Source organism: Klenkia sp. PcliD-1-E, from assembly GCF_024124375.1.
Lineage (GTDB): Bacteria > Actinomycetota > Actinomycetes > Mycobacteriales > Geodermatophilaceae > Klenkia.
Genome location: NZ_JAMXRZ010000122.1, coordinates 1 through 11,580, shown reverse-complemented (window position 1 = coordinate 11,580; position 11,580 = coordinate 1). Strand labels below are relative to the sequence as shown.

At 75.0% G+C, this 11,580-nt stretch carries 8 protein-coding genes and 2 pseudogenes; 4 read left to right on the top strand and 6 right to left on the bottom strand.

From position 1 onward, the window contains the following. Positions 1 to 767: pseudogene (locus NH342_RS18970) on the top strand (hypothetical protein); the annotation flags it as partial. A 136-nt stretch (positions 768 to 903) separates the two neighbouring features. Continuing rightward, positions 904 to 2,919 (top strand): TPM domain-containing protein, encoded by a 2,016-nt coding sequence (locus NH342_RS18965; protein WP_253017230.1) that lies wholly within the window; start codon positions 904 to 906, stop codon positions 2,917 to 2,919. A gap of 9 nt (positions 2,920 to 2,928) precedes the next feature. On the opposite strand, the gene NH342_RS18960 is transcribed toward NH342_RS18965, so the two are convergent. The 6 genes from NH342_RS18960 to NH342_RS18935 form a co-directional block, all read right to left on the bottom strand. Then, positions 2,929 to 3,897 carry a pirin family protein gene (locus NH342_RS18960; RefSeq protein WP_253017228.1) on the bottom strand — a complete coding sequence of 323 codons (969 nt, stop codon included), beginning with the start codon at positions 3,895 to 3,897 and terminating at the stop codon, positions 2,929 to 2,931. Position 3,898: 1 nt separating this feature from the next. After that, complete coding sequence (locus NH342_RS18955) at positions 3,899 to 4,912, bottom strand: pirin family protein (RefSeq protein WP_253017226.1); 1,014 nt, start codon at positions 4,910 to 4,912, stop codon at positions 3,899 to 3,901. Positions 4,913 to 4,954: 42 nt separating this feature from the next. Then, entirely contained in the window at positions 4,955 to 6,367 is a 1,413-nt protein-coding gene (locus tag NH342_RS18950; protein ID WP_253017224.1) for a GH1 family beta-glucosidase, read from the bottom strand. 2 nt (positions 6,368 to 6,369) lie between these two features. Then, complete coding sequence (locus NH342_RS18945) at positions 6,370 to 7,251, bottom strand: carbohydrate ABC transporter permease (RefSeq protein WP_253017222.1); 882 nt, start codon at positions 7,249 to 7,251, stop codon at positions 6,370 to 6,372. Next, positions 7,248 to 8,246, bottom strand: coding sequence for a carbohydrate ABC transporter permease (locus tag NH342_RS24365; protein ID WP_253017220.1), 999 nt, complete (start codon positions 8,244 to 8,246; stop codon positions 7,248 to 7,250). Before NH342_RS24365 ends, NH342_RS18945 begins: the two co-directional genes overlap by 4 nt. Before the next feature lie 68 nt (positions 8,247 to 8,314). Further along, positions 8,315 to 9,622, bottom strand: a complete 1,308-nt coding sequence (locus NH342_RS18935) for an extracellular solute-binding protein (protein WP_253017218.1) — start codon at positions 9,620 to 9,622, stop codon at positions 8,315 to 8,317. A gap of 189 nt (positions 9,623 to 9,811) precedes the next feature. Here NH342_RS18935 and NH342_RS18930 point away from each other — a divergent pair, with 189 nt between their 5' ends. Both NH342_RS18930 and NH342_RS18925 read left to right on the top strand, forming a co-directional pair. Next, positions 9,812 to 10,846 (top strand): LacI family DNA-binding transcriptional regulator, encoded by a 1,035-nt coding sequence (locus NH342_RS18930; RefSeq protein ID WP_253017216.1) that lies wholly within the window; start codon positions 9,812 to 9,814, stop codon positions 10,844 to 10,846. A gap of 187 nt (positions 10,847 to 11,033) precedes the next feature. Continuing rightward, positions 11,034 to 11,580 (top strand): annotated as a pseudogene (locus NH342_RS18925) (substrate-binding domain-containing protein); the annotation flags it as partial.

The window sequence follows — 11,580 nt, the reverse complement described above, 5'->3', positions numbered from 1 at the left end:
TCGACGGCGTCGGGCGGCACGAGCAGCGGCTGGCCGCCGCCGACACCGAGGTGCCGCGGCTGCTGGCCGAGGTCGACGCCGAGCTGGCCCGGCTGCGGACCGTGCCGCCCGCGGAGCTCGCCGCGGCGGGCGGTGGCGACGCCGCCGGTGTGCTCGCCGCCGCCGGGACCGGTCGCACCGCCGGGGAGCAGGCCTTCCGGGCGACACCGCGCGACCCGCTGACGGCCCTGGCCCGGCTGACCGAGGCCGACAGGGTGCTCGACGCCGCACTGCTGTCGGTGGACCAGGCCCGGGAGCGCACCGCGAAGGCCACCGAGCAGCTGCCCGCTGCGCTGGCGTCGGCGCGGGCCGCGGTGGGCGACGTCCGCGGACGGCTCTCGCTGGGCGGCGCCGGCGTCGGCAGCGCCGCCCGCACCCGGCTGGCCGCCGCCGAGCAGCAGCTGACCACGGCCGAGAGCACGGCGGGGGGCGACCCGGTCGGGGCGCTGGCCGCCGCCGTCGCCGCGCAGGACTCCGCGGGCACGGCGCGGCGTCAGCTGCAGGCCGACCTCGACGCCGCCCGCCGGGCCGCGCAGTCCCGCGACACCGGATGGGGCGGGTCCGGGGGCGGCTGGAGCTCCGGTGGGTCCTGGGGTGGGGGCCGGTCCTACCGGTCCTCGAGCCGTTCCCGGTCGTCGTCCCGGTCGTCGTCGTCCCGGTCCTCGTCGAGCCGGCGGTCCAGCGGCAGCCGGTCGAGCGGGCGCCGCAGCCGCGGCGGCCGTTTCTGAACCTGCCCCGTCGCCTGGGTCCTCCGGCCGGAGCTCGTGCCCTGCCCACACCGGGTGGGCAGGGCACGACGTCGCGCGGAGGCACCCGTCCGCAGGGCCTGCGGCGCCGCGCGGCCGGGGCGGGGACGATGGGGGCATGCGCCTCCCGCTCCGCCTCGTGGCCGGTTCCGCCCTCGGACTCGTCGTCGCCCTCACCGGCGCCGGTCCCGCCCTGGCCGAGGAGCCGTTCGCCCCGGTCGACCGGGTCACCGACAACGCCGACGTCCTGAGCAGCGGGCAGGAGCAGCAGGTCGCCGACGCCATCCAGACCCTGCAGGAGGACGGCACGTCGCTCTACGTGGTCTACGTCGACTCCTTCGACGGCGACCCCGGCCCGCAGTGGGCCGAGGAGGCCTACCAGCTGCGGGGCCTGGGCAGCAACGACGTCCTGTTCGCCGTCGCCGTCGAGGACCGGTCCTACGGCACCTACTCCGGCTCCCAGACCGGGACGTCGGAGACTCGGCTCGACGGCATCCTGTCCTCCGACGTCGAGCCCCTGCTCTCCGACGGCGAGTGGGCCACGGCCGCCACCACGCTGGCCGACGAGCTGCAGCCCAGCGACACCGGGACCTACGCGCTCGGTGGCCTGGTCGGTGTCGCCGTGCTGGGCGCCGGCGGGTACGCCCTGGTGCGCAGCCGCCGGCGGAGGAAGGTGCAGGAGGCATCCCGCGCCCGGGCCGCGGAGATCGCCGCCGCCGAGGAGGCCGCGCGGGACCCGCACCACGGCACCTCCACCCAGGACCTGCACTACCGGGCGAGCGCCGAGCTGCTCGCCCTGGACGAGGCGGTCCACACCAGTCAGCTCGACGTGGACTACGCCCGGGCCCAGTACGGCCCGGACATGGTCACCGGGTCCGCAGCGGCCCTGCAGGAGTCGCGCAGCGAGCTCGCACGGGCCTTCCAGATCAGGCAGGAGCTCGACGACGACGTCCCCGAGGACGAGCCCACCCAGCGGCGCATGCTGGCCGACCTGCTGGCGCTCACCGGTTCCGCCCGTGCGCGCCTGGACGAGCAGGCCGCCGCGCACCGCGAGCTGCGGCACCTGGAGGACGACGCCCCGGCCGCGCTCGCCCGGCTCACCACGGAGGCGGACCGGGTGCAGGCCGGGATCGCGCCGGCCACCCAGCTCCTCGGCGAGTTCGAGGGCAGCTACGCCCGGTCGACCTGGGCTGCTGTCGCGGACAACACGCGGGAGGCCGGTGAGCGGGTCGAGCTGGCCCGGCAGGCCCTGGAGCACGGCCGCACGGAGCTCGACGCCGCCCGGCCGGCCGGCGCGGTGCCCGCCGTCCGGGCCGCCGAGGACGCCCTCGCCCAGGCGCAGCGGTTGCTGGCCGCGGTCGACAAGCTGCGGGAGGAGCTGGCGGCCGCGCCCGAGCGGTTCACCGCCGTGCGGGACGAGACCGAGCGGGACATCGCCGAGGCCAAGGTGCTGCTCGACCGCGGGGTCGACACCCCGGGCCTGCGGGAGCAGCTGGCCCGCGCGGAGGCCGCGCTGGTCACCGCCGACCGCCCTCCGGCCGACGGGCAGCTGCCCGACCCGCTGGCGGTCACGCGGGCGCTGGACGACGCCGACCAGGCACTCGAGGCGGCGCTGGAGCCTGCCCGGGACGCGCGGCAGCAGCAGGAGCGCGCGCTGGCGCACCTGGGCCAGGCCCTGCGGTCGGCGGCCGGTGCGGTCGACGCGACCAGCGACTTCATCGCGACCCGGCGCGGTGCCGTCCGGGCCTCCGCCCGGACCCGGCTCGCCGAGGCCGACCGCCACCTCGACGAGGCCAACCGGCTGGCCGCGGCCAAGGACCCGGTGTCCGCGCTGCGCGAGGCCCAGCAGGCCCAGCGGATGGCGCAGGAGGCGATGTCGCTGGCCCAGCAGGACGTGCAGGACTACTACGAGGCCCCGGCTCGGTACGGCGGTCAGTACGGCGGCTACGGCCGGCGCGGGGGCAGCGGGTTCGGCGGCGGGCTGGCCGGCGGCATCGCCGGGGTCGCGCTGGGCAACATCCTCTTCGGCGGCTCGGGTGGCGGGTTCGGCGGCGGGTTCGGCGGTGGCGACGGCGGTGGGTTCGGGGGCGGCGGGGGTGACTTCGGCGGCTTCGGCGACGGAGGAGGCTTCTGACCGGCGGGGTCAGCGCTCCCGGCCGCGGGGCTTGAGCGGCACCGGGGGCATCGGCGGGGCGGGTGTGCGCTCGCCGTCCTCGAAGCCCTCGACGTGGCCGAAGCGCTCCCCGGCCCCCCACTGCTCGCGGAACCCGGCCACCTCCTCGCCCTCGCGACCGACGAAGTTCCACCACATGACGATCTGCTCCTCGAACGGCTCGCCGCCCAGCAGCAGCAGCCGCGAGGGGGCCGAGGCCGAGACGCGCAGCGTCCGCCGTCCGGTGCCGAGGTAGAGCATCGAGCCGTGCTCGACCGGGGCGCCCTCGACGACGGAGGACCCCGACGACGCGAGCACGGCGTGCTCGAAGCCGGGCTCCAGCGGCACCTCGACGTCCGCCCCGGCGTCCAGGGCCAGGTCGACGCCGACCATCGGGGACCAGGCGGTGCCCGGCGAGGTGGCCCCGCCGAGGGACCCCATGAGCACGGTCGCGGTCAGGCCGTCGGCGGTGAAGCCGGGCAGTGCGGCGTGGTGCTCGAAGGCCGGCGCGGTGTCGCGCGAGGCGTCGGGCAGCGCCACCCACAGCTGCGCGCCCTGCAGCAGCCGGGGGTGGGGCACCGGGGACTGCTCGGAGTGGCTGATGCCGTGGCCGGCCGTCATGAGCGCGAGCTCACCGGGGCCGAAGGAGACGTCGCTGCCGAGGGAGTCCTTGTGGTGCACCCGGCCCTCGATCAGCCAGGACACCGTCTGCAGCCCGGTGTGCGGGTGCGGGATGACCTGCATGCCGTCGGTGCCCGCGACGTCGTCGGGGCCGTAGTGGTCGACGAAGGCCCACGGGCCCACCATCCGGCGGCCCAACGTGGGCAGCAGCCGGCGGACCTGCATCCGCTCGCCCAGGGTGACGGTCTTGCCGGGCAGCAGGTCCAGCGCGGGCCGGGGTGCGACGCCCCCGAGCCCGCCCAGCACGTGCGGTTCCGGGCGGGGCTCGAGGTCGCTCACGTCAGGAATCCTCGTCGCTGCCGGAGCTGACGTCGACGGTGTCGCGCACCCCCGTGTGCGGGACGTGCGCGGCGGGGATGCTGCCCAGCCGGCCGGCCTGGAAGTCGGTGAAGGCGTCCATGACCTCCTGCCGGGTGTTCATCACGAACGGCCCGTACATGGCGATGGGCTCGCGGATCGGCCGGCCGCCCAGGATCACGACCTCCAGTGAGGGGGTGCGGCTGTCCTGGTGCTCGGCGCCCTTGACGGTGATCGTGTCGCCGGGCCCGAACACCGCCAGCTGCCCGCCGGTGACCGGGTGGTCGTCGATGCCGACCTTGCCGTTGCCGGACAGGACGTAGACCAGCGCGTTGAACGAGGGGTCCCACGGCAGGTCGAGGGTGGCCCCCGGCGCGATGGTCGCGTGCACCATCGCCATCGCGGTGTACGTCGTCCCCGGCCCGGCGTGCCCGCCGACGTCGCCGGCGATCACCCGCAGGAACGCACCGGCGTCCGGGCTGGCCAGCAGCACGGCCTGGTCGGCGCGCAGGTCCTGGTAGCGGGGCTCGACCCACTTCTGCGCCTTCGGCAGGTTCACCCACAGCTGCAGGCCGTGGAACAGCCCGCCGCTGACCACCAGCGACTCCGGCGGCCGCTCGATGTGCAGCACACCGCCGCCGGCGGTCATCCACTGCGTGTCGCCGTTGGTGATCGACCCGCCGCCGCCGTGGCTGTCGGCGTGCTCGAAGGTGCCGTCGATGATGTAGGTGACGGTCTCGAAGCCCCGGTGCGGATGCCATGACGTGCCCTTGGGCTCGCCCGGTGCGTACTCGACCTCGCCCATCTGGTCCATGTGGATGAAGGGGTCGAGGTCGCGCAGGTCGACCCCGGCGAAGGCCCGGCGGACCGGGAAGCCCTCGCCCTCGAAGCCGCGCGGCGCGGTGGTGACCGAGCGGACGCGGCGGCGCACGGTCCGGGGCGCGGGCACGGGGACCCGGGCCAGGGTGGTGGTGTCCTCGACGGTGACGGCGGGCATCCCGACCTCCTGAGTTGAGTGCTCAACTACCTGTCGGACACCCTAAGGCATGGACGCCGCCCGGTGTTCCCGGAGCAGCTCGGCGTAGGCCAGGGCGCTGTCCTTCGGCGTCCGCAGCTGGGTGCCGTAGTCGACGTGCACCAGGCCGAAGCGCTGCGCGTACCCGCGGGCCCACTCGTAGTTGTCCAGCAGCGACCAGGCGAAGTACCCCCGGACGTCGACCCCGGCCTCGACCGCGTCGGCCACCGCGGCCAGGTGGTCGAGCAGGTAGGCCACCCGCTCCGGGTCGTGCACCCGGCCGTCGGAGGAGACCTCGTCGGGCCAGGCCGACCCGTTCTCGGTGACCACCAGCGGCAGATCCGGCGCCAGCGAGCCCAGCCAGGCCAGCAGCCCAGTGAACGCGGGCGCGTCGATGCCCCAGCCCATCGTGGTCGTCGGACCCTCGGGGTCCAGGTCCTCGATCCGTTCGGCGCCGATGAACGACGAGTGCTGTCCCGTCGGGGCGCCGGTGTCGCGGACGACGGAGCTGAAGTAGTAGTTCACGCCCAGCCAGTCCAGCGGTGCGGCGACGACCTCGAGGTCGCCGTCCTGGACCGGCAGCGGGGCGCCCGCCGCGGCCAGGTCCTCGACGACGTCCGCGGGGTAGGCGCCGGTGACCACCGGGGTCACGAACATCCGGTTCTGCTGGCCGTCGCAGCGGCGGGCGGCGTCGACGTCGGCGGGGGAGTCGGTGGCCGGGGTCATCGGCGTGAAGTTCAGCGTCAGCCCCAGCGACGTCGCGCCGGCCTCGCGCAGGGCCCGGGTGCCCAGGCCGTGCGCGAGCAGCAGGTGGTGGATCGCCCGGGAGGCCGCGACGGCGTCGCGCACCCCGGGTGCGTGCTGGCCGGACATGTGGCCCAGCAGCGCACTGCACATCGGCTCGTTGAGCGTGGACCAGTGGGGAACCCGGTCGCCCAGTGCGCCGTGCAGCACCTGCGCGTAGTCGGCGAACCGGTGCGCGGTGTCGCGGGCGGTCCAGCCGCCGCGGTCCTGCAGCGCCTGCGGCAGGTCCCAGTGGTAGAGGGTCAGCCAGGGCTCGACACCGGCGCCGAGCAGCTCGTCGACCAGCCGGGAGTAGAAGTCCAGGCCGCGCTGCTCGACCCGGCCGGCGCCCTCGGGCAGCACCCGCGACCACGACGTGGAGAACCGGTAGGCGGTCAGCCCCAGCTCGGCCATCAGGGCGACGTCGGCCGGGTAGCGGGTGAAGTGCTCGACGGCCACGTCGCCGGTGTGGCCCTGGAAGGTCGCGCCGGGGGTGTGGCTGAAGGTGTCCCAGATCGAGGGGCCGCGGCCGTCGGCGTGCACCGCGCCCTCGATCTGGTAGGCCGCGGTGGCCGCGCCGAAGGTGAACCCCGGTGGGAACCGGAGTGCGGTGGCCTGCGGGGAGGGGGCCGACGTGGTCTGCAGGGTGGTCATGGTCAACCTTTCACGGCGCCGGCCATGATGCCGCCGACGATCTGCTTGCCCAGGAGGGCGAAGACGAGCAGGACGGGGAGGGTGCCGAGCAGGGTGCCGGCCATGATCACCGCGCGCTGGGGCACGTAGCCCGAGCCGAGGTTGGCGATGGCGACCTGCACGGTCGGGTTGGCCGCGGTGAGCGCGATGATCGGCCAGAAGAACTCGTTCCAGGCGGTCAGGAAGGTCAGCATCGCCAGCACCGCCATCGCGGGGCGCGCGACCGGCACCACGATGGAGAAGAAGATCCGGTGCGTCGAGGCGCCGTCCACCCGGCCGGCCTCCAGCAGTTCGTCGGGCAGCGCGGTGACCAGGTACTGGCGCATGAAGAACACGCCGAACGCGCTGACCAGCGTGGGCAGGACGACCGCCTGCAGGGAGTCCACCCACTTCAGCTCGGCGATCATCATGAACAGCGGGATCACCGCGAGCTGGGTGGGCACCATCATCGTGCCGACCACCAGGGCCAGCAGCGGCCCGCTGCCCCGGAAGCGCAGCTTGGCGAAGGCGAAGCCGGCCAGCGTGCAGAACAGCACCGTGCCCGCGGTGATCGACCCGGCCACGACCACCGAGTTGACGATCGCCAACCCGAGCGGTGCCTGCTCCAACGCCGCCGAGACGTTCTCGAAGAACGTCGCGTTCGGCAGGAACGGCGGCGGGGTGGCCGCGATCTCGGCGTTGGTGTGCGACCCGGCGACCAGGCTCCAGTACAGCGGGAACACCGACAGCAGCCCGGCCAGCACCAGCAGGGTGTAGGCGACCGGCCCGGCGCGGCCGGCCCGGGTGCTGCGCCGGCGGCCGGGAGTCGGGGGCGACGTGGACGGCGGGGTGAGGACGGCGGTCATCGGCGGGCTCCCTCGCGGCGCGCGCGGTACCGGCCGACCAGGGCCGCGGTGCCGACGACGGCCAGGATGATCAGGAACATCGCCCACGCCGTGGTGGCGGCCTGGCCGATGTTGAAGTTGGTCCAGCCCTGCTGGTACATGAGCAGACCCAGCGTCTGGTACTGGTTGCGTGCCCCGCCGGTGGTCGCCCCGTTGCCGCCGAACAGCAGCGGCTCGCCGAACAGCTGCACCGCGCCGATCGTGGAGACCACGACGGTGAACAGGATCGTGGGCCGCAGCGACGGGATCGTGACGTGCAGGAACTGCCGCCACTTGCTGGCGCCGTCCATCTCGGCGGCCTCGTACAGCTCGCCGGGGATCGACTGCATGGCGGCGAGGTAGATCAGCGCGTTGTAGCCGGTCCACCGCCAGGTGACGATGACGGCGATGGCGACCTGGCTGGACAGGGTGCCCGACTCCCAGTCGACGCGGTCCAGCCCGACGGCCTCCAACGCGGTGTTGATGATCCCGTAGTCGCGGCCGAACAGGGTGGCGAAGACCAGGGTCGCCGCGGCGATGCTCGTGGCGTAGGGGACCAGCACGAGCGTCCGGAAGAAGGTGCGGCCGCGCAGCTTGTAGTGCAGCAGGTGCGCCAGGCCCAGGGCCAGGCACAGCTGCGGCACCGTGGAGAGGATCCCGATGGTGATCGTGTTGCGCAGCGCGTTCCAGAAGAAGTCGTTGCCCAGCAGCGCGGCGTAGTTGTCCAGCCCGACGAAGGTGCCCCCACCGATGTCGGACAGGCGCGCGTCGTGCAGCGAGACCCAGGCGGTGAACAGGAACGGGAACAGGCTGAAGGCGCCGAAGACCACGAAGAACGGCGCGACGTAGGCGTAGCCCCACCGGTTGCGCGACAGCGACGGGCCGCGGCGGCGCGCGGCGGGTGGCGGGGGCAGGTCGGGCGGGACGGGGACGGCCGGCGCGGTCGCGGTCCGCGGGCTGTCGTCGGCGAGGGTCACGGGCTCTCCTGGGCCGGGGGTGGACGGGGGACGGCGCCCCGGGTGCGGGACCCGGGGCGCCGCACCGGTCAGCCGGTGACCTGCTCGATCGCGGCCAGCGCGTCGGCGTAGGCCTGGTCGGGGTCCCGGCTGCCGTCGGCCACCGTGGTCAGGGCCGCGGAGAACGCGTCCTGGATCTGGGTGTCGTACGGGCTGATCGGGGTGCGCCGGACGGCGTCCGCCGCGTCGCCGAAGATCTGCCCGATGGGCGCACCGCTGAAGTACTCGCTGGTCGCGTCGGCCACCTCGGGGCTCTGCGCCGCCACGGAGCTGGACGGGAAGAAGCCCTGGCTGGTGAACATCCGGACCTGCTGCTCCGGCGCGGTCAGCCACTCGGCCAGCGCCGTCGCCTCGGCGACGTGCTCACCGCTGCTCGGGACGCCGAGCCACGAACCGCCCCAGGTGCTGCCCGACTCCGACTGCCCGGGCAGGGTGGCGATGTTCCACAGCCCGGCGCCCTCGTCGCCCAGCTGCGAGGTGATGTAGCTGAGCATCCAGGACGGGCAGGCGATGGTCGCGAACGCGCCGTTGGAGAAGGCGGCGTTCCACTCGTCGCCGAACTGGGCCAGCCGGGCGGTCAGCCCGCTGCCTGCGGCCTGGCTGGCCAGGGCCCAGGCCGACTGCACGCCGTCGCTGTCCTCCACGACGGGGTTGCCGTCCTCGTCGGCGTAGGTGGTGTCGCCCTGCCGGACGGCGGGGGCGAACACCGAGTTGGGGCTGTCGACGAAGGCGCTGCCCTCCTGCCGGGTGGGGGAGTCCCGGTACTGCTGGCCGGTGGCGAGGTAGTCCTCCCACGTGGGCCACAGCGCGCTGACCGCGGCCGGGTCGGTGGGCAGGCCGGCCTGGGCGAACAGGTCCTGGCGGTAGCACATGGCCTGCGGGCCGGCGTCCGTGCCGAGGCCGATCACCCGGCCGTCGCCGGTGCTGGCCTGGTCCCACTTCCAGTCGAAGTACTGGCTCTCCAGCTCGTCGGCGTTCTCCTCGGCGGCGAAGTCGACGAAGGCGTCGGCGTGGTTCTCGGCGACGTCGGAGACGAACCCGATCTCGATGCCCTGGATGTCGGCCATGCCCGACCCGGCGGCCAGCCGGGTCTGCAGGGCCTGGTAGTACGGGCCGGACTGCGCGACGACCGACTGCTCGATGGTGATCTCCGGGTGCAGCTCCATGTACTCGTCGTAGAGACCGGCCTCCTCGTAGCCGAAGGTGCCGTACAGGCCGAGGGTCAGGGTGATCTGGTCCCCGTCGTCGCCGGAGTCCGAGCCTCCGCAGCCGGTGGTGAGCAGGGCAAGGGCGAGCGTGGCTCCGGCAGCTGCGCGCGCCCGTCGTCGTACCGTCATCGGACCTCCCAGGTAGCCGTCGGGTCGGTGCGCCAGTGCCCGCCGACGGAGCCCGTGAGAACGCTCTCACGGGTGTTGTTCGGAAGCGTGGCGGCGGTCACAGGAGGCTGTCAAGGATCTGGGCGGAAATTGTGGGAGCGCTTCCACGAACCCCTTCCGTCGCAGGCCCGGATGCCGCACGATGGCCCGGTGACCACCGAGCTGACCAGCGGCGCGCGGTCGGGCACGCCCACCCTCGACGAGGTGGCCGTGCTCGCCGGCGTCTCGCGGGCGACGGTCTCGCGGGTGGTCAACGAGTCGCCCAAGGTCAGCCCGGAGGCCCGGGAGGCGGTGCAGGCGGCCATCGCGCAGCTGCGCTACGTGCCCAACCGGATGGCCCGCAGCCTGGTCACCCGCCGCACCGACACCGTCGCCCTGGTGCTCAGCGAGCCCAACACCCAGGTGTTCAGCGACCCGTTCTTCGCCAGCATCGTGCACGGGGTCTCCGCGGCCCTGGCCGACACCGAGCTCACCCTGGTGCTGCTCACCGCCCGCGACGCCCGGGAGCAGCAGAAGATCGCCCGGTTCGCCCGGCAGGGCCACGTCGACGGCGTCGTCCTCATGTCGCTGCACAGCGAGGACCTGCTGCCCGACGTGCTCAGCGGCGCCGGCGTCCCCCTCGTGCTGTGCGGGCGCCCCTACGACGGCCGGTCCGTGGCCTACGTCGACGCGGACAACGTCGGCGGCGCCCGGGTGGCCACCGAGCACCTGCTCGGCCTGGGCCGCCGGGTGGCCACGCTCACCGGCCCCACCGACATGATCGCCGGGGTCGACCGGCTCACCGGCTGGCGGCTGGCCACCGAGGACGCCGGCCGGAGCGCCGACCCCGCGCTCGTCGCCCACGGCGACTTCACCGAGGCCGGCGGCGAGGCCGCGATGGCCCGGCTGCTGGCCCAGGCCCCCGACCTGGACGCCGTCTTCGTCGCCTCCGACCCGATGGCGGTCGGTGCGCTGCGCACCCTGCGGGCGGCCGGCCGCCGGGTGCCCGAGGACGTCGCCGTGGTGGGCTTCGACGACGCCGCGGTGGCCACCACCTGCGACCCCCCGCTGACCACCGTCGCGCAGCCGCTGGACCTGATGACCGGCGAGCTCGTGGAGCTGCTGCGCCGGCAGATCGACGGGGTCGCCGCCCCCGCGGAGACCCGCACCTGCCCGACCCACCTGGTGCGCCGCGCCTCCGCCTGAGGGCTGACCCGCGACGGCTTCCCGGCACCCCTGCCGCCGACTACGGTCGGCGGGCCGGGCGGATCACCGCCCCGACCCCCGGGAGACCTCGATGGGCCGCCACGCACACGGCCACCGCGCCCAGGGCCCAGCGCCCGGCCACCGGGCCCGCGGCCACCGTCGGCGGCCGGGACCGGCGGTCCTGGGGGTGGTGCTCGCGACCGTGCTGGCCCTGGTCGCCGCGGTCTGGGTGGTCACCCGCCCGTCCGCCGAGGACACCGCGGCCGCCGGGGACGGCGGCTGCCGGGTCGAGGACACCGTGCGGGTGACGGTCGCCCCGGGGCTGGGCGCCCTGGTGCGCGGCGTGCTGGCCGGCCCCATCCCGGTCGGGGGCGGTGACTGCACCATCGCCGAGGTGCGCACGGAGGAGCCGCTGCAGACCCTCGGCGTGCTGACCGGGACCGACCTCGCCCGGCAGCCGCAGGTCTGGGTGCCCGACGACGGCACCTGGGCCACCCGGGCCGGCAGCGGCGTCACCCCCACCGGTGCCCAGCTGGCCCGCACCCCGGTCGTGCTGGCCACCAGCCGGGCCGTCGCGGAGGCCCAGGGCTGGACCGGTACCGCGCCGAGCTGGGCCGACGTCCCCGGAGCCCCCACCGGGGCCGTCCTCCCCGACCCGGTCGCCGAGCCGGCCGGGCTGCTCGCCCTGGCCGCCCTGTCGACCGCGGCCGGCGAGGGCGACGCCGGCGACGCGG

What these genes read in the sequence shown, in the direction of transcription:
- NH342_RS18945 (WP_253017222.1), bottom strand. Translation starts at nt 7,251, where the DNA reads ATGACCGCCGTCCTCACCCCGCCGTCCACGTCGCCCCCGACTCCCGGC.
- NH342_RS18955 (WP_253017226.1), bottom strand. Translation starts at nt 4,912, where the DNA reads ATGCCCGCCGTCACCGTCGAGGACACCACCACCCTGGCCCGGGTCCCC.
- NH342_RS18935 (WP_253017218.1), bottom strand. Translation starts at nt 9,622, where the DNA reads ATGACGGTACGACGACGGGCGCGCGCAGCTGCCGGAGCCACGCTCGCC.
- NH342_RS18965 (WP_253017230.1), top strand. Translation starts at nt 904, where the DNA reads ATGCGCCTCCCGCTCCGCCTCGTGGCCGGTTCCGCCCTCGGACTCGTC.
- NH342_RS18950 (WP_253017224.1), bottom strand. Translation starts at nt 6,367, where the DNA reads ATGACCACCCTGCAGACCACGTCGGCCCCCTCCCCGCAGGCCACCGCA.